Source organism: Nitrosomonas sp. Nm166, from assembly GCF_900112825.1.
GTDB lineage: Bacteria > Pseudomonadota > Gammaproteobacteria > Burkholderiales > Nitrosomonadaceae > Nitrosomonas.
This window is the reverse complement of record NZ_FONE01000030.1, coordinates 24,982-42,981: the sequence shown is the minus strand read 5'-3', so window position 1 is coordinate 42,981 and position 18,000 is coordinate 24,982. Positions and strand designations below refer to the sequence as shown.

At 43.3% G+C, this 18,000-nt stretch carries 14 protein-coding genes and 1 tRNA gene; 11 read left to right on the top strand and 4 right to left on the bottom strand.

Annotated elements, in window-relative coordinates:
• Positions 1 to 120 precede the first annotated feature (120 nt).
• The 4 genes from BM021_RS09665 to BM021_RS16135 all read left to right on the top strand — a co-directional run bounded on the left by BM021_RS09665 (position 121) and on the right by BM021_RS16135 (position 4,943).
• Positions 121 to 2,790: a tetratricopeptide repeat protein gene (locus BM021_RS09665; RefSeq protein WP_090720833.1), complete on the top strand. Its 2,670-nt coding sequence runs from the start codon at positions 121 to 123 to the stop codon at positions 2,788 to 2,790.
• 279 nt (positions 2,791 to 3,069) lie between these two features.
• On the top strand, positions 3,070 to 3,360 hold the full coding sequence (locus tag BM021_RS09660; RefSeq protein WP_256207862.1) for a hypothetical protein: 291 nt from the start codon (positions 3,070 to 3,072) through the stop codon (positions 3,358 to 3,360).
• Positions 3,335 to 4,147: a recombinase family protein gene (locus tag BM021_RS16140; protein ID WP_256207861.1), complete on the top strand. Its 813-nt coding sequence runs from the start codon at positions 3,335 to 3,337 to the stop codon at positions 4,145 to 4,147. The genes BM021_RS09660 and BM021_RS16140 overlap by 26 nt, the downstream gene beginning before the upstream one ends.
• The gene (locus BM021_RS16135) at positions 4,053 to 4,943 is read left to right on the top strand and encodes a recombinase zinc beta ribbon domain-containing protein (protein ID WP_256207860.1); all 891 of its coding nucleotides are present in this window, start codon (positions 4,053 to 4,055) and stop codon (positions 4,941 to 4,943) included. Before BM021_RS16140 ends, BM021_RS16135 begins: the two co-directional genes overlap by 95 nt.
• 395 nt (positions 4,944 to 5,338) lie before the next feature.
• Here the strand turns inward: BM021_RS16135 and BM021_RS09650 are convergent, their stop codons facing one another.
• The 3 genes from BM021_RS09650 to BM021_RS09640 form a co-directional block, all read right to left on the bottom strand.
• Positions 5,339 to 5,695, bottom strand: coding sequence for a hypothetical protein (locus BM021_RS09650; RefSeq protein ID WP_090720832.1), 357 nt, complete (start codon positions 5,693 to 5,695; stop codon positions 5,339 to 5,341).
• Positions 5,696 to 5,826: 131 nt separating this feature from the next.
• The gene (locus tag BM021_RS09645) at positions 5,827 to 10,188 is read right to left on the bottom strand and encodes a hypothetical protein (RefSeq protein WP_090720831.1); all 4,362 of its coding nucleotides are present in this window, start codon (positions 10,186 to 10,188) and stop codon (positions 5,827 to 5,829) included.
• Positions 10,189 to 10,252: 64 nt separating this feature from the next.
• Complete coding sequence (locus BM021_RS09640) at positions 10,253 to 11,098, bottom strand: encapsulin (protein ID WP_090720830.1); 846 nt, start codon at positions 11,096 to 11,098, stop codon at positions 10,253 to 10,255.
• A 491-nt stretch (positions 11,099 to 11,589) separates the two neighbouring features.
• On the opposite strand from BM021_RS09640, the gene BM021_RS09635 reads away from it, so the two are divergent.
• The 4 genes from BM021_RS09635 to BM021_RS09620 all read left to right on the top strand — a co-directional run bounded on the left by BM021_RS09635 (position 11,590) and on the right by BM021_RS09620 (position 15,127).
• On the top strand, positions 11,590 to 12,420 hold the full coding sequence (locus BM021_RS09635) for a hypothetical protein (protein ID WP_090720829.1): 831 nt from the start codon (positions 11,590 to 11,592) through the stop codon (positions 12,418 to 12,420).
• A 108-nt stretch (positions 12,421 to 12,528) separates the two neighbouring features.
• Entirely contained in the window at positions 12,529 to 13,911 is a 1,383-nt protein-coding gene (locus BM021_RS09630) for a replication initiation factor (RefSeq protein WP_090720828.1), read from the top strand.
• Positions 13,908 to 14,237 (top strand): helix-turn-helix domain-containing protein, encoded by a 330-nt coding sequence (locus tag BM021_RS16130; RefSeq protein WP_090720827.1) that lies wholly within the window; start codon positions 13,908 to 13,910, stop codon positions 14,235 to 14,237. Before BM021_RS09630 ends, BM021_RS16130 begins: the two co-directional genes overlap by 4 nt.
• Positions 14,147 to 15,127, top strand: coding sequence for a tyrosine-type recombinase/integrase (locus BM021_RS09620; RefSeq protein WP_256207863.1), 981 nt, complete (start codon positions 14,147 to 14,149; stop codon positions 15,125 to 15,127). Before BM021_RS16130 ends, BM021_RS09620 begins: the two co-directional genes overlap by 91 nt.
• 35 nt (positions 15,128 to 15,162) lie before the next feature.
• Here BM021_RS09620 and BM021_RS09615 read toward each other — a convergent pair.
• Positions 15,163 to 15,238 (bottom strand) — tRNA-Thr (locus BM021_RS09615).
• A 221-nt stretch (positions 15,239 to 15,459) separates the two neighbouring features.
• On the opposite strand from BM021_RS09615, the gene aroQ reads away from it, so the two are divergent.
• From aroQ to accC, 3 genes are all read left to right on the top strand, one after another.
• Complete coding sequence (gene aroQ, locus BM021_RS09610) at positions 15,460 to 15,915, top strand: type II 3-dehydroquinate dehydratase (protein ID WP_090720825.1); 456 nt, start codon at positions 15,460 to 15,462, stop codon at positions 15,913 to 15,915.
• A gap of 154 nt (positions 15,916 to 16,069) precedes the next feature.
• Complete coding sequence (accB, locus tag BM021_RS09605; RefSeq protein WP_090720824.1) at positions 16,070 to 16,567, top strand: acetyl-CoA carboxylase biotin carboxyl carrier protein; 498 nt, start codon at positions 16,070 to 16,072, stop codon at positions 16,565 to 16,567.
• A 23-nt stretch (positions 16,568 to 16,590) separates the two neighbouring features.
• Positions 16,591 to 17,946: an acetyl-CoA carboxylase biotin carboxylase subunit gene (accC, locus tag BM021_RS09600; RefSeq protein WP_090720823.1), complete on the top strand. Its 1,356-nt coding sequence runs from the start codon at positions 16,591 to 16,593 to the stop codon at positions 17,944 to 17,946.
• Positions 17,947 to 18,000 lie beyond the last annotated feature (54 nt).

The following is an 18,000-nucleotide window of genomic DNA, read 5'->3' as shown; positions in this document are numbered from 1 at the left end:
ACCGCCTTGATCAGACGCTTCCTGAGATCATTCGATAAGGGTTTTGGCATATGTCACCTCCTCATAGCAAGATCATCAACTATATCTCATCCTTTGAGAATCCTTATCGACTCTATTTAAGTGCAGAATGCTCTAGATTACGCAATAAATGATATAAATAAGCACCTTCTTAATGAAGAAAAAAGACTCAAGCGAGAAAAGCTTGAGAATGAACTGCCCCTAGAAGGCATCAAACAACCAGACTCAATCCAACCGCAATTAACCATTCCCGAACCAAAAATTGGCAATATTAATTATTTTGCAAATATTGCTCATCCGTTGATTGGGAGGGGTAAACAAAAAATACGTTTAAAAAAATTCTTGAAATGTAATTTGGAAGATTCACAAGTTGCATGGTTCCAGCTTGCTGGCGTTGCCGGGCAAGGTAAAAGTCGTTTGGCATATGAATTAATGCATTATGCTTTGAAAAAATTGAAGTGGCGTGCAGGATTCCTCACAAAGCATAATATTAAATCTTTCAGGCACGGCTGGGAAAAATGGAAGCCTGATAAACCTTATTTATTTATTTTTGATTACGTGATCGGAAGGGAAGAAGAAATAAAATTTATTCTTCAATCCCTAATTGATAATCAAGAAAATTTTGATCATAAGGTGCGCATCCTATTAGTGGAAAGGCAACCTTGGAATCAGGGAATAATATTAAATAAGGACAATCAAAATGCTCATAATGAGAGAAGGTTTTCAAAGCATATCAGTGATAAAGCAGAGTGGTTTCTCAAGCTATGCGAAGAAAACTATTTCGATGAGGATAGCCTCCGCCCTTATCGTTTTGAAAACGGCGTTGAGGAATTAAAAAAACTGAATGTCAATGATCTGGTCAATATCGTCAAAGAATTATTAGCGCAGTTATACGCTAAAACACTTACTCTCTCCGATGCAATACTAACAGAAACATTAGAGCGGATCGATGATTCCGGCAGGCCTCTATATGCTTATTTATTGGCGCAACAACTAAGTGTAACGGAAGAAGGATATCAAAGCTGGACAAAAATTAAACTACTAAATCATCAACTAACCCGTGATAAGTGGCGTTGGGAAAAGTTTTTTGATGAGCAAGAGCAAAGAGCCCCTACCTGGGGAGAAAGTCATCCCGCCATGAAGTTAGCGGTACTAGCGACAATAGTCCGCCAGATATCTTTTGAGGATGTTCAAATTAAGAGGTATTTTGGTGAGATTGGTTGGCCTCTTCGACAAAAGGCAATTTTCATTGCTAGTGGGTATCTTATTAATAAAGATGATCATCCTCAGCAAATTTTTGCAATGGAACCACATTTATTAGGGGAATGGTTTGTTCTGTTTTGTTTTTATAGAGGCCTTAACTTCGAAGAGTTGTTAGAAATTGCATGGCAATATTCGCCTAAGAATACAGCACTATTTCTACATCGGATTACACAAGATTTTATTGATATATCAAAAGAATATGATAAGTGGGATTTAATACATGAATTAATAGCACATAAACTTCCATGCGATAACTGTTATGAAGCCTTGGCCCATGTTGCAGTAGCCATTACTGATAAACTACTGCGAAATTCAAAGATACCGCAGAATATTATCGATGCATTGGAATATGCTGGAAATTTATCCGATATCTCCGCCATGAATTACCTTGGTTTTTTTTATAGTCAAGGCATTACCGTTCAACGAAATTCTTATAAAACTATATATTGGTATCAACAAGCCATAGCAAAAGAAGATACTAATGCTATGGTAGATCTGGGTGTTTGCTATTCAAAGGGTGAAGGGGTTGAGCAAGATTTGAATAAAGCTATTGAACTATTTCATAAAGCAAATGAAAAAAATGATAGCAAGGCAATGGTTAATTTAGGAGTTTGCTATGATAATGGATATGGAGTTGAGCGGGATTTAAATATAGCTATTGATCTGTATCAGAAAGCGATACAGAAAAATAACTCTATCGCAATGTTTAATCTTGGTCTTTGTTATGAATTAGGAAATGGAGTCAAACAGAACTGGGATACTGCTATCAGTTTATATGAACAGGCAATTGAAAAAGGTGATATAGCAACAATGGTACATTTAGGTCTTATCTATCAGAGAGGTGAAGGAATAATACAAGATTCGAATAAGGCCGCGGATCTGTATTGGCAAGCAGCTAAGTTAGGCAACAGCTCAGCGATTTTCAATCTTGGTCTTTGCTACGAAAATGGCGATGGCATTGAACAAGATGAGCAAAGAGCTATTGATCTATTTAAACTTGCAGTAGAGTTGGGCAATAGCGCTGCAATGGTGAATCTTGGTGTTTGCTACGAAAGCGGGAGTGGCGTAGAACAGAGCCAAGACAAGGCGATTGAGCTATTCCAACGAGCAGTTGAGTTAGGTGAAAGCAATGCCATGGTCAATCTTAGCTATTATTATCAAGTAGGTGAAGGCGTTGAGCAAGATTGGAATAAAGCGATTAGTCTTTATCACCAAGCAATTACGTTAGGTAACAGTACAGCAATGTTCAATCTCGGAATTTGTTACGAAAATGGCGATGGGGTTGAGAAGAATTTAAAAAAAGCTATCGACATGTTTCAGCAGGCTGTTGAACAAGGCAATAGTAATGCTATGGTTAATCTTGGTTATTATTATGAACAAGGCATAGTAGTTACTAAAAGTCTGAAGAAAGCCATTGAATTATACAAGCTAGCTGCGAAACAAGGAGACATGCAAGCTATGATTAACCTAGGTTACCATCAAAATGGTATGGAATGGTTCTCAGATTAAATTGAAACATATTCTCTTTAATTTAAGATGCAGATTTATAACTTAAATCTTGCGAGTGGCTTGCTTAAAACAATTTTTAATTCTAAAAAATAATTAACCATTTATGAAAGGAATTTCTTCCTTGACTCATTGTTTTAAAAGGGATATCAATTAGGCAAATCACCCGATTTGCGTCTCCATGTTGCAATCATCACTGTAAGTTGGATTCAACAGTTTCCCGCCTGCTAAGCAGGCGACTCTCATAATTTCGTACATCATCAATTCTTAAGGAACATGCTTTTGCCCCGGCAGAAGCGTGCAATCGTGTCTGCTATGAAATTGGATATAGAAAAGTATCGTAAGCATCTCGCACCGTACAATCTGGGCAAAGAGCGCGAAGAAGAAATTATCCGCTATGTTTATATGATTATGGACGAATTCGTATCGGCGGCTTTCCACAAGCATCCGATCCAGCACGCCTTGCAGGAACGAAACAGCGAAACTTTGCAGAATCAAGGTGACGTGATAGATTCAAAAGATCGTTCAATCAAATCTTCATACCAAAATGCCGCATTCGGGCTGGATAAGTAAGAGGGATTCTGCCATGACACAACAAGCCGTTATCTATTGCCGCGTAAGCAGTCCCAAACAGGTCACTGAAGGTCATGGGCTGGCCTCCCAAGAGACGCGCTGCCGGGAATATGCAAAACATAAGGGTTATGAGGTCGTGGAAGTCTTTCATGACGAAGGGATTACCGGCAAACTGCTGGATCGTCCGAACATGAAAGCCATGCTCACGTATCTCAAGAAATATCGTGCCGCTAATCCGATAGTAATCATTGATGACATCTCGCGTTTAGCCAAGGATATTGAGACAGCCAAGGATATTGAGACGCACTTACATTTGCGTGCTTCTATTGCCGCTGCCGGGGGCAAGCTGGAATCGCCGTCCATTGAATTTGGGGACGATTCCGATAGCAGGCTGGTCGAGCATTTATTGGCGTCTGTGGCCGCACACCAGCGCGAGAAGAACGCCGAGCAAGTTTTAAACCGTATGAAAGCCCGCATGATGAGCGGATATTTCGTGTTCAACGCCCCAGTCGGTTATCGCTATAAAAAGGTGGCTAAGCACGGCAAACTGCTTGTTCCGGATCAGCCCTGCGCTTCCGTCATTACGGAAGGGCTAGAGGGATTTGCTTCTGGCCGGTTCGAGTCGCAAGGCGAATTGATGCGGTTTTCATTCATCACCGCATTTTCCCAAGGACAGGTTTGGAACCGTGCATATGCAGAGGATAAAGGAAATCCTCAATCGCGTTTTATATGCAGGTTATCTGGACAAGCCGGACTGGAATATCCATCTGGTCAGAGGTCATCATGAACCGCTGATCAGCTTTGAAACCTATAAAAAGATTCAGGCACGATTGAAGGGAGAAGCTAAAGCACCCGTACGCAAGGACATCAATGAGGACTTCCCTCTGCGCGGCTTTGTCGCCTGCGCCTGCTGTGGTACGCCCTTGACCGCATGCTGGTCACGCGGCAGGAACGGGCTGCATGCTTATTACCTATGCCATGGAAAGCCAAATGGAACCAAATGCAGTCAATATGGTAAATCTGTTCGTAAGGACAAGCTGGAAGGCGAGTTTGAAGCGCTGTTGAGCGATATGAAGCCTTCCCAGGAAATGTTCTTCCTAGCTGCCGAGATATTCACCGATCTGTGGAATGTGCGGTGTAATGATGCAAAACAGGAAGCGGATGCTATTCGCCGCAGTCTTATTCAGATCGAACGCAAGACGGAACAGTTCTTAGATCGGATCGCGGAAGCCGACAATCAGATATTGATCACGGCTTATGAGAAAAAGATACGTCAACTGGAAGAAGAAAAGGTCGCACATGATGAAAAAATAGCGCAATGCGGTCGTCCGCTGCAATCGTTCGATGAAACATTTAGAACCGCGTTCTCGTTCCTGTCAAACCCGCATAAATTATGGGTTTCTGACAGGCTGGAGCATAAAAGAGCCGTCCTGAAACTCGCTTTCAGCGAACGGCTTCGATACTGCCGAAATGAGGGGTTTAGAACCCCCGAAAAATCGCTTCCCTTCTCGCTTTTAGAGCAGAACTATAGGGGTAGTAACGAAATGGTGCTGTTGAGAGGAGTCGAACCTCCGACCTACTGATTACGAAACGTAATTATAAGTAAAAAATATTTTAAAAATCAACCTCTTGCAATGCTTACCAAGCAGAAAAACAGTGTCACACAGTTACAAATAGTGTTACTCGCAGCGTAGTTTGGCACAAATTTGACACAGTACAGTTTTATATCTTATTTTGATTTTCGAATAGAAATCGAATCAAAACCTGCGTATTAACATGAGGCTATAGCTAACTATTTTTAATTAAAAATAATCTCAAGCACTCACCAAGAATTCTCATATTTATTACGTGATTTCTGGTGCGATAGCTTGTGGCTAAATCGTTCTGATAATCCTCAAACCAACCTCCGAGCAATCAGTTGTTAAACCGTGCAGTGTTTTTTGTGTTTTTGTATTCCTTGCTCTCTTGAGAGCAGTCTTTAACTAAACGATGAAGCAAGCTTTGTCACTACTGAAATAAGACGCGCAGCAGAGTCTTGCACTTCCTTGATAACTTTCGGGTCAGCAATCGCTTCATCGATGAAGTGATTGACGAGTTCAAGGGCTGATACTAACGCCTTCCATTCCTTTGTATTAACCTGAAGCCGATTTTTATTTCGATACAGTGCAAATTGCTTTATGCGGAGATCGATAGCTTGGTCAGCTAGTATTTTCACCTCTTGGGTTCTATTAGCTCGCGCTACCAAAGCTGAGATCGTTTCTAGGTTGGTTGCGGTACTTTCCAGCTTTGAAAGTTGACGTTCTATTTGCTCAATTGGACTGGTTTCATTAGTCATAGGTTTGTTTTTCAATGATACCTTAAATTAAACATTTTCAATAATTCAGATACTTCAATACTAAATGCGCATCTCCAACAATACTATATAACATTACCAATGCCACGCTACTATCATTTTGGCTGTTAGCACTAATCTTTTTCTTTGCCTTTTCCATAGTAATGGATGTTAAAGCTACCTTTGTAGTATACGATTCTCAACTTAACTGCTTTCGTGCTCGTGTGCGTCTTGCCATCCATCCATTCGACGCCCCCCTCAGTTTTCGCGGTAATTGTTGCCTTCTGACCAGCTGCGACGTCGATACCGCCACCAATTCTCTTGGTAACCTCGTGCGCGATCTCGTCGCTGTTGGTTGCCTCGAATTCGAAATCGTCTACCTCTGCCGTTGCGACCAAATAAAAGTAATCGTAAGCATCGAAATCCTCACGTGGGATGGTCACGAGGTCACGACCGAGAAGCTGAGTGTTTATACCTACGCCCCCTAAAATCTCTCCATTAATCTCGACGGAATAACGCGGGTCATTGTTCTCGTTGAGGACGCCGACTACGAGCTGGCCTTCCTTGGAGTAGTCGGTAGCCATGAGAAACCCTACGTCTCTTATACCTTGTTTGACTCTGACGCCAAATCGTCCAATAAGAAGGTTGTTACCGTAACCCTTTAGGTCGATTTGCAATTTGATATTCTCTTTGGATTTACGAGAAGGAGTTTGAGAAGCTGCCGGTTTCTTTAAAGAATCTCCAGAAGATGTTGGCTTTTTCAACTCGCGGGCGACTTCATTTTGAACTTCTTTTCTTTCCGCGGGTGGAAGTTTATTTGCTATGTCAAGTTTCTTATTCTCGTTCTCAAGACGCTTCGACTCAGCATCAATAGCTTTGCCCACCAGATCAGTAGCTGTTTGGTATTTACCTAAGTCATAGCCCTTCTGCTGTTTATCGAGGTCTACTCCATGCTTGTTTTGGATTTCCTTAGCTTTATTAGCTGCGTCCGCGATTGAGATGGAGTTGTCAGATAGCTTCTTCAGTAGGTCAGCAACTTCGGTGCGTCCTGACATGTCACGGAAAATATTTGGTGTGCCAAGAACATTCAATGCGGCTGCCAGACCGGTTGGGTCAGGTGCTGCGGGCGGGTTGACAATATTGACCAGTGGCTGTGGGAATGGTGTTGATTTCAAATCAAGATCTTTAACAGTGTGCTGCCCTGCCTGAATAGCTGCGATTTCTGGTGCCAAATGTGGTATTGGGTGTTCTTCCCACTTCCAGAAACGGTTGGGATCTATTTCTTCCGATGCATTACAGTGACCAAGCTTGGCTTCAGCAAATATTCCTCGGGTCGGCAGGGTAATCAATCTCTCGTCTAATTTCTGATCATCTAGGAGGGGTGATTTATTGATCGTGTCCTTGATAATTATGGCCCAATCAGAATTAGCGCAAGGATAGGCGACAAAGTCACCAAGCATTTCAAGCGGGCGATTTTCCACCTTTTCTAGTAGTGTTGCGTCGTGCAGGAGCTTGATTTCATTGAGCTGACGGGCACGCTCTGCTGTATTTTGATTCAAGTATAGCGCTCGACTGTAGTGAGCTCGATGGTAACGCAGATGATCGATTAATTCATTGATCTTCGCATTATCTTCAATCTCTTCAATAGGTTGCTGCGGCGGTGGCGGTGAAGGTGGCAAGAGTGGCGGCCGTCGTGTCGGCAAGATGAACGCTCCGTTCCTTTGCAGTATAAGGTGCCCATCGATGTAATGTTTGTCGATAAGATCGATATCTTCACCATTTATGTCCTTGCCTGTCACTTTTATATGCTGGAAGGATATGTCACTCCAATCTTCTGGATCCTCAGACATGGAGACATTGAACTCAATAGAATCAATGTCACCCCATCGAATGGTACCTTTATTCGGAATGGTACCTACATCCGCCGGTAACCATGCAGTGAATGAATTGTTGGCATTTTCCTGGGTAAAGGAACCCCACAGGTTGATCGGATTGCCGTCATTGAGCCTATACCCAGTTGGGTTCAGCTTCACATTAACATTGGCTCTGTTTCCTTCTCCTTCACTACGTTCGACGACGAGACCCCCAGTCTTTATATCAATGTTGAAAAAACGTATTAGAGAATCCGCAGGATTAAAAGGAGGGTCGGATGCTGGTGGAGGAGGCGTTGCACTTGCAATGTTACGCCGATGTGCAGCGCGCTGTAATGCATTGAAGCCTTCATTATGTCGCTTATCAAGTAAGGCAGCTTCGAGTGCCGAGCGGTTCTCTACAAGATTTTGTGTGGTCAGAATATGCTGAAAAAGCTTTGTTGTGTATTCGATATATACCGCGGGGTCAGTGCTACCAGCTGATGGCTGTCTAGGTACGAATGCCAAATTTTCCTCAGTTAGAAGATTCGTATCTAGTTTTACAAGAACAATTGGGCGCGACCGTACATACTCAGTGACAACACGAAAATGACGTAGCACTTCATAATATAAAATCGTGAGCGCATGACTGTGGTTGTAGTTGACAACCGTCCGCGTCTCAATGGTTTCCTTTTCATGCTGCATTGTTTGAACAACCACTGTACTCTGGAGTTCTCGCATCGATGCACTCGATTGAGTGATGTTATCGCTTAGCTTTTGCACAGTATTGGCGGCGATATCTCGGCTTCCCTGGCTGTTCGAAGATGATCCCCCTAGGGAAGCAGCTGTACCAGCGGCGATCCCAAACATGCCAAATGTTCCAGATATACCCCCTGAGTGCGCTATCCCACCCATGAAACTGCTACCTTTCTGATACTCTTTGATCGCTGCATTAACAGTCTCGGTAATCGTGCGATCTCGGCGCTGGTTGTGCACAAGCTGCTCGCTTGCTGTAGAATCTTCAGTGCGGCTGCCTACATCGCGCCGGGTCCAGTCGATGACCGCCAAATTGACTGACTCTCCTGGCGCCAATGGCAAACTATACTGAATTTGTCCTAATGAGTGACCTAAGGGATACCAAGCCAAACGATATTCGTGAGCAACGCCGAATTTTACTTTTCCTTGAGTTTCAGGTGGCAGGTCGTTGGGATGGATATCTGAGAGACCTACTATCTGATAAAAATAAAATTCCTGCAGTGCGATATTTGCCGGTAAAAGGCTTTCACAGCCGTCTTCTCCCAGTAGAGTGCTTGGATTAGTGGCAAAGGATGCGGGGGATAATCGCCAGTCTGTCAGGCTAGGGTTCTGCATAGCAGCGATCCCTAAATTTTTGACGGACTCGCACATCTTTGGTTGGCAAAATACTGGGTCTAATTCCAGGTCAAGCTCGATCCGGACAACAATTGCGTCATGGGCAAAGCGCATCTGCTCCAGTGCGTCAATGCGTTTTTCTTCTTGAGCCATTGGATAAAGCCGGATAGAAGTCTCTGTCGGAATATTTGGATTGCGACGGCGTGCTTCAAGCGCAGAAGCAACGGCACTAGCTACATCTGGAGGAAGGCGAGTAAGATCAAAAGAAAGGTATCCTGCATGGTCGGTTGCCAGGGCACCCAGGGGATGGGCCCAAACGATCTTTTGTAGTTGGGCATTTTGATCTACCAAATGAAGGTCATCGTGTTCTTTAATGTAGGCACGGATTGCTGCCTCAAGAAGCTTACGAGAAGCTTCAGGATCATTAGAACTGATTTCATTATTTTTGTTGATTTCTTTAGCCTTTGTAAAGATTCCAGTGATGAGATCTGCTACTTTATTGCTGTCGCCAACTAGAGCATCGATTGTTTCGGGAGACAGTAAAGATGACAAAGCATCACAAAGAGGCTCAGTAAATGCATCCGGTACCTGTACCTGAAGGTCGCGCGAGTACCTTCCTGGATTCGTGGAACTTCGGTAAAGGAATTTCTTATAACTATCCTCGATAGTCTCTTTTAGCCTGCATTCCGGCTTAGGCAATGGTACATAGGCTATGACACTCACTTCTGCATAAAACGGTATCCGTGCGATCGGGTGACCAGTCTTTTGATCCACAGCAAACAGGCTAAGGTGGGTTTGTTTGAGTTGATTAGCAGCACCAACATTAGTCTGTATTCGTGTGCCAGCTGGGGATGAAGCGACTGAAGCAGACTTCATATTTTTTGTGTAATTGGATGTTGGTATTTGAGCGCCCATAGCGCTCGTGCTCATTACTCGGAATGATGAGGAAAATTGCTCAGCTTCATGTGCTGAGGGTACTTGCCGACCTGCACATTGGCACACTGCGGCATATTCTACTAAGTCACCGTCACGCAAGGTACTACATGGAAGGCAGGCTTTAAAATATTGGGTGTTACCTGCGTGCCGCACCGGTTCGGCAGCTATATTTGCCGTATGGCCACCATTTACACGATATCTAAGCTGAACCTGGTTGCTTGCATCTGCTGGTTCGACTCCGACCATAAGATTGACGTCAGAGCCAGGTTCAATGGTGCCACGTGCAAGGTTTTCATTGGGCTCAACCCATAAACGCATATGACCATGCTCGAATTGCATCTTTAGTTTCCTTTAAATGAAGCTTGGCCAATCAAGGATTCCTATCGAACTAGGTAATATTATTCTATTTAACCGGAGGGTTATCATTTATAGGCCGTAACGGGACGATCGCCTCGGGTATATCTATGACAAGCCGGATTTGTTCGACAACTCGAAGAATGGCCTGTATTGTTCCTTCGACTAACTGTAGTGAGACAAACTGGACTGAGATGTCGACAGGAACAGCGAGCTTTATGCCATTGTCGCTTAAGGACATCATCACACCTGTTCTACCCTCTAGAGCAGAAGATAAAATAAAACGTTCTTCTGTAACTAAATTTCTCATTTCTTCTAATTCTGTGGTATGCGTAACTTGATTCCGCGTTCTCGCTTGCTTGTCCAAGGCATCGGAGACCACAACTGCATAATCGCCAACGCATCCATTGCGTAGTAATTCACTCATGCCCTCCCTAACGCTTTCTGAAACAGACTGATTCGGAGGCAACTCTAGAGCTGTGTCTAACAGACCAATTTGTTTTTCCAGATAACTGGCATTCACTCCGTACAAACTCAATCTTTCTTTAGCGTTCTTACCTAATAGGATCACAGCATCCTCGGCATTGGCGATTTTGCGGGCAGCTATTGTCACAAAGTTGCCAAGTGCTTCAATAGGGTTACTGAAAAAATTCTCAGGCAATGGGACCGTGTAAGAGAGTGTAATGGGTGTAAGATTCTGTTCTTCAATTGAAATAGCTAGGGAGGGCTGGGAGATGACCTTGTTCTGGATAATGTTTCGAGCCCACTTACCTTGTTCCCCATAAAGCGTAAGTAGCGGACGTATCTTACGGTTTTTTTTTGCTACATCATAAGCAAGTTGATTGAGACTTTCCTTATAAGCATCCCAGTTAAATTCCAAGCTACCGTTAGCCATTTGAATTCTCCTTTTCTCATAAAAAATCTCTCGTTGGTGCAGGCTTGCTGCACGACGTCAGCCTACAAGGCAACCTTACGGGACACTTTAAGGCGTATATTGATCATAATCATGACTTCTGCAAGAGCTATTGTCAAATTTGGTAATGGCTAATGTGATCAGGGAATCAACTTCTATTAAGGTTCATCTTGCACGAGAATTATCTCTTCAAAGATGATTCCTCGCATCTGCTCCGGAATATACCTTCATGAAGAGTTTCCATAAAATGGTCTAGATTCATTTTTTAATCAATCCCTTCAGTAAATTAAGAATTAACATTACAGTCTGGTATAACCAGGCTGTACTTCTTTCTTGTACAAAAGTGAAGCTGTTGTGCCAATTAATATCATACAGAATCACAAAATTCAGCCGTAGCACAATCTTATCGGATGTCCTGCCCGATAAATCGTATCTCACTTTACTTTGTTAATTCATTTATAAGACTTCTGATCATGACTGAACCATACTATGCTAGAGGCATTACAGCTGAAAATCTCCGTACTTTTCTTGAATTTTGGCAAAAAATATTTGTTGTAATTGATGAAACCAAACAAACGATTATCGAAATTATAGAAACATTCTTTGATGAAGCAACTGCTAGATTTAGCTGGTGCCATTTATACGAATACCCCTTTAAGCATACTGCAAATTTTAATTTTTCTGGGCTCGTTCATGAAGAACAGCTAATAAATTGGCGCGAGCAGCTTGTGCAAACACCGGGTCATATTAATGCTTTGCCACTTATTCACGATCAAATAGAGAGTTACTTCACTTCGAACAAAAACCCTACTATTGAAAAAGATACCAAAGCATTGCAGCCCATACTCTTAGCTAATTGCACCTATTTCTTATCAGTACAGTATTCTTTGTATTGTGTACTTTATCACGGTTGTTTTATGTATAACCTCATTGAACGAGTGCGAGCAGGTGATGACAAGGCATTATTTGATGCTATACGAATAGATCCAACTGTAATGGGCTGTCAGTCTGCGATTGGAAGAATCAGTAAAGCTACACGCTTACAAGACATTCAATTTTTTGATAATCTCAAGAATGCTATCGATGGCAAAAAAGCAAAACGCCAACAAGAAAACTTTCAGAAAATGCGTGTTGTTTTTAGAGTTCTGACTGAAGCGGGTGCTTTACGTTTAACCGATTCTCAACTTCGAGAGCTATTTATAGAAGAATTAAAGCTATACACAGCAAACTCAAGTGGTGGTGGAAGCGAAAAGTCTTTACGTAAATTTGCAGACACCTACATGAAGAAAAACGCAACTACCTAAAAACTGAATTTTTGGATGGAATACAAATTTTGAATTGATATACAAAATCTCTATCCGTTGCGACAAGCACATTTGTTTGCATGGTCGCCGTGGATATGAGGTTTTATCATGAAGAAAGAAATCAATGTTTCACCTGAAGCTGTAGCATCTAAGAAAACACAAACCGCCAAGCCAGCGCATCGCACTACGAGCGACAGCGAGGCTGTGCGTTGCGAAGGCGAGGTGGAAAAAAATTTTTCGGATGCATTGCATCAGTCTGATTCATCCTCTCAGGGTACGATGGCTAGTAACACAGTACCCTATAACTGCAATAATGAATACTTCAAGCTTTTAAGGATAGGGGTTGATAGCCTGTATTTATCCTATCAAGGTGAATTATTCCCTGAAGTCAAAGAACGTTTAGCCAAGCTTAAGCAATTGGCACAGCATCCAGAAATAGATCAGCAAGCGCAAGCACAATATGCCATTGCTGGTCATATCTTTGAAGTCAAGGATAAAGGCTCGTCAATATTTCCGTATGTGGTGGAAGATGGCGCTTTCCGCATCAGCCTATCCAGAACCAGCAAAAAGACACCGATGGCTTATGTGAAGCTGTCCTCACGCTATCTGTGCAGCATCAAGCCCATTGAAGCTGAAAAACACTTGCGCTATATTTTGAATGAACTGGGCACATTGGAGAGCTCTGCTCATGTCAGCCGTATTGATCTATGCGCCGATTTTGTTTCCCATGAAAACATGGAATCCTGGAAGCGTGAAGCATGGATCACACGCGGCAAAAAGATTGATGCCCATGCAGTCAATGAGAAATTCACAGGCTGGTCTATTGGTTTGGGTGGGAAGATTTCTTGCCGCCTGTATAACAAACTAATAGAAATTCATACCAGTGGCAGAACCGATCTTGTTCCATTATGGAAAGAAGCTGGATGGATCGAGGATGAACCCGTTTGGCGTGTTGAATTTCAGTTGATGCGCGATGTATTGGCAGGACATGGCTTGATTAGCCTTGATACTGTATTGGCTAATTTAAACGGCCTATGGAGTTATGCTTCAACAGAATGGCTGCGTCTCACGCTGCCTAATCCCGATGATCAAACGAGATCACGCTGGCCGATTCATCTATTGTGGGGTTATATCTCATCCATTGATTGGGAAACAGACTTCAACACGCTTTCCAGATCGTTCAAAGCGACACGATTGCCCGAAGATAAACGAATACTGACATTAGGAGCCAGTTCAATGGCCTGCTTCATGGCCAAGCATGGCATTACGGATTTTGATGAAGGTCTGGATCGTTATTTACTGGCGCTGCATCAGCATCTTTATTCCTGCGGTGAATTTATTGGTTTGTCCGCTGAAGACTATATTCTTGAAAAAGTGCGTTTGCGTGGCAAGGAATACAACACCATCTTGAACATCAATGAAGCAGACCAAAAACGTCTGGAAGTTGAGAAGGCTGCCAAAGATTATCGCAAGGCAAAGGGGAATGAATGAAAACCCTCAACTTAGATGAAGCCGCCCAATTTCTCAGACTGCACCCTGAAGAACTACGCCGCCGTGCCAAAGCGGGAATTATCCCAGGGGCGAAATTGGGGAAGCGTTGGGTATTTATTGAAGATGATCTTGTTGCCTGCCTGCGCTCGCTATATGCTACTCCTCGGCAAGCGTTGCAAGTGGGACATGAGGAGAAACAATTATGTCACTCTTTAAACGTGGTAAGACGTGGTGGATTAGTTTCACCACACCAAGCGGCGAGCGAGTTAGATGCTCTGCTGCAACTGAAGACAAAACCCAAGCACAGGAATTCCACGACAAGCTGAAAGCAGAATCTTGGCGAGTCGTGAAACTGGGGGATAAGCCAAAACGCACTTGGGATGAAGCGGCCTATAAATGGCTGATGGAAACACAGGATAAAAAGACACATCATGACGACGTGGCTAAAATAAACTGGCTCCAACAGTTCTTTAGAGGCAAGTATCTTGATGAACTGACGCGAGATGTGATTGCGGGGATTGGCGAGTTAAAGCGAAAAGAAACGAGTCCGGCGACAGCTAATCGTTTACTGGCTCTGATTCGCTCTATCCTGCGCCGTGCGGCTCTTGACTGGGAATGGATAGACAAGCCCCCAGTCATCAAGCTGTATCGCGAAACAAAGCGTCGAGTGCGTTATCTGAGTGCAACACAAGCAAGTATTCTCATTCGGGAATTGCCGCAGCATTTGGCCGATATGGTGACGTTCTCGCTGGCTACAGGCTTGAGACGATCAAACGTCACAAAACTGGAATGGTCGCAAGTGGATATGCAAAGAAATGTTGCATGGATACATGGCGATCAGGCCAAAGCAGGAAAACCGATTCATGTGACACTGAATACTACGGCAATAGCGGTATTAACTAGGCAGATTGGAAAGCACCCAAGGTCTGTATTTAGTTATAAGGGAAGACCAATCACACAAGTGAATACAAAAGCTTGGTATAAGGCATTAAAACGTGCTGATATTGAAGACTTCCGCTGGCATGATTTGCGCCATACTTGGGCAAGTTGGCTAACTCAGAATGGCGTGCCGTTGAATGTCATTCAAGAAATGGGTGCATGGGAGTCTGCTGAGATAGTGAGGCGTTATGCTCATTTGGCACCTGAGCAGTTTTCACAACATGCCCGTGTTTTGGATGACGTGCTAAAAGTCACAAATTTGGCACAATCGAAGTAAAAATGTTTCAGTTATGTTTCTAAGTCTTTGTTTAATGGTGCTGTTGAGAGGAGTCGAACCTCCGACCTACTGATTACGAATCAGTTGCTCTACCAACTGAGCTACAACAGCATCTGCCTAGAAAAATTGCCCTATTATAGATGCTTAGATAGTTACGGGCAAATTAATATTGGATCAACTACTTACAGTCAGTAATTATGTATTTTTAAAATGATTTTAAAAATCACCTAGAATAATAAAAATTAGTATCATTTTCTAAGATTTCCGCTTAATTTCGGTGAATTTCGCCAAAAATCTGTACTTTTTTATGATAAGAGTCCATAATTAATAAAATGGATTCAGAAAAAATAAATATTAAGAAAATTTTGATTGTGCATGGCCCCAATTTGAATCTGCTTGGGTTTCGAGAACCACAAATCTATGGTGGTGTAACATTAGAAAATATTAACAGAAATTTAAGTAAATTAACCGAAAATAAACCTATTAAGCTGGTTTTTTTTCAAAGTAATGCAGAGTCGGCTTTAATTGATAGAGTTCAGCAAGCGATGCGTGACGGCACAGGCTTTATTATCATTAATCCGGCTGCATATACACATACTAGTGTCGCTTTGCGTGATGCGCTTGCTGCCGTAAAACTGCCTTTTATCGAAGTGCATTTATCGAATATTTATTCCCGTGAACCTTTTCGCCAGCATTCTTATTTTTCGGATTTGGCGATTGGTGTTATCAGTGGTCTGGGTGCTAAGGGGTATGAATTAGCGCTGGAATATGCAATGACATCTTGTTAAACCAGATGTTGAGTTTGATCTATAGATAAGTTTCTATTTTTAAATCTTAATTCTTTTTACGATGTAACCGTAATTTTGTTCATTTTCATTTTTATATTAACACTGTTGATTTTATAAATTACCTTAAACGAGGCATTGTCTCGGGAGATTGAATATGGATTTAAGAAAGCTCAAGAAACTCATTGAACTGGTTGAGGAGTCAAGTATTGCTGAATTGGAGATTACGGAGGGTGAGGAAAAAGTCCGCATTAGTAAGGCGGGTCCCGGTGCACAGAATTATGCATTTATGCAGCCTCCCATGCAGCCGGTAATGGCTCCTATCCAGCCGCAAGTCCTAGCATCTGCGGCAGGAACAGATAAAGCCGATGAATCTAAAACCAGTGAATCTCCCGTTTCTAATGCAAATGCAACACCTGAAGGTCATATTGTTAAATCTCCAATGGTGGGAACATTCTACCGGGCGGCATCACCTGGAGCGAATCCATTCGTAGAGATCGGGCAGAGCGTTAAAGAGGGCGATACGCTGTGCATTATTGAAGCAATGAAATTGCTGAATGAAATTGAAGCTGATAAAAGTGGGGTTATCAAAGCGATTTTGCAAGAGAATGGTCAGCCTGTTGAGTACGGTGAACCCTTATTCGTAATCCAGTGATTACGAAATAGAGATCAGATAATATGTTTGAGAAAATTCTTATAGCCAATCGTGGCGAAATCGCCTTGCGGATCCAGCGCGCTTGCCGTGCGATGGGTATCAAAACAGTTGCAGTACATTCAGAGGCCGATGCGGAAGCAAAATACGTTAAATTAGCCGATGAGTCGGTATGTATCGGTCCGGCACCGGTAGCACAGAGTTACCTTAACGTACCAGCGATTATCAGCGCAGCAGAAGTGACCGATGCGGAAGCGATCCACCCGGGTTACGGGTTCCTGTCGGAAAATGCAGATTTTGCAGAACGGGTAGAAAAGAGTGGATTTGTGTTTATTGGTCCAAGACCTGAAACGATTCGTCTGATGGGTGATAAAGTCAGCGCGAAGAATGCCATGAAAAAAGCAGGCGTGCCCTGTGTTCCGGGATCAGATGGCCCATTACCTGATAATATCGATGAAGTTAAAAAGATTGTGCGGGAGATTGGTTATCCGGTGATCATTAAAGCCGCCGGTGGCGGAGGTGGGCGGGGAATGCGGGTGGTTCATACTGAAGCCGCATTGTCCAATGCAGTAATCATGACGCGTAATGAAGCGCACGCAGCATTTGGTAACCCTGTGGTGTATGTGGAGAAGTACCTGGAGAATCCTCGGCATATCGAGTTTCAGTTGCTGGTTGACGAGCATGGTAATGCTGTGCACCTGGGCGAAAGAGACTGCTCAATGCAACGCCGCCACCAGAAAATCCTTGAAGAAGCGCCAGCACCTGGCATATCGCAACAATTGCGCAATAAAATTGGCGAACGCTGCGCTGATGCGTGCCGCAGTATTAAATATCGCGGGGTAGGTACATTTGAGTTTTTGTTTGAGAACAATGAATTTTATTTCATTGAAATGAATACCCGCTTGCAGGTGGAGCATCCTGTGACGGAAGCAATTACCGGCATTGATCTGGTGCAGGCGCAAATTAATGTCGCCGCAGGTCATGCACTGCAGATCATCCAGAAAGATGTCACGTTCAAGGGGCACGCGATCGAGTGCCGTATCAATGCTGAGGATGCTTATAAGCTTACGCCTTCTGCCGGGCGTATCACGCAATATCACGCCCCGGGCGGCCCCGGTGTGCGGGTTGACTCGCATGTTTACCATAACTACATGGTGCCGCCTTATTATGATTCCATGATCGGCAAGATCATTACCTATGGAGATACCCGTGAACAGGCGATTGCACGCATGCGCATCGCTTTATCAGAAATGGTGGTTACCGGCATAAAAACCAATATTCCACTGCATCTGGATTTGCTCACCGATGCGTCCTTCCTGCGCGGCGGTGTCGCAATTCATTATCTGGAGCAGAAACTTGCTTTGCATAACAAGGTCGGCTGATAGAGAAACAATTACCTACATTGAATTTGATTGCTAACGGTTGTTGCAAGGTGC

Coding starts and splice junctions, on each gene's coding strand:
- BM021_RS16140 (WP_256207861.1), top strand. CDS start 3,335: ATGCCGCATTCGGGCTGGATAAGTAAGAGGGATTCTGCCATGACACAA.
- BM021_RS16135 (WP_256207860.1), top strand. CDS start 4,053: ATGCAGAGGATAAAGGAAATCCTCAATCGCGTTTTATATGCAGGTTAT.
- BM021_RS09650 (WP_090720832.1), bottom strand. CDS start 5,695: ATGACTAATGAAACCAGTCCAATTGAGCAAATAGAACGTCAACTTTCA.
- BM021_RS09645 (WP_090720831.1), bottom strand. CDS start 10,188: ATGCAATTCGAGCATGGTCATATGCGTTTATGGGTTGAGCCCAATGAA.
- BM021_RS09640 (WP_090720830.1), bottom strand. CDS start 11,098: ATGGCTAACGGTAGCTTGGAATTTAACTGGGATGCTTATAAGGAAAGT.
- BM021_RS09635 (WP_090720829.1), top strand. CDS start 11,590: ATGACTGAACCATACTATGCTAGAGGCATTACAGCTGAAAATCTCCGT.
- BM021_RS09630 (WP_090720828.1), top strand. CDS start 12,529: ATGAAGAAAGAAATCAATGTTTCACCTGAAGCTGTAGCATCTAAGAAA.
- BM021_RS16130 (WP_090720827.1), top strand. CDS start 13,908: ATGAAAACCCTCAACTTAGATGAAGCCGCCCAATTTCTCAGACTGCAC.
- aroQ (WP_090720825.1), top strand. CDS start 15,460: ATGGATTCAGAAAAAATAAATATTAAGAAAATTTTGATTGTGCATGGC.
- accB (WP_090720824.1), top strand. CDS start 16,070: ATGGATTTAAGAAAGCTCAAGAAACTCATTGAACTGGTTGAGGAGTCA.
- accC (WP_090720823.1), top strand. CDS start 16,591: ATGTTTGAGAAAATTCTTATAGCCAATCGTGGCGAAATCGCCTTGCGG.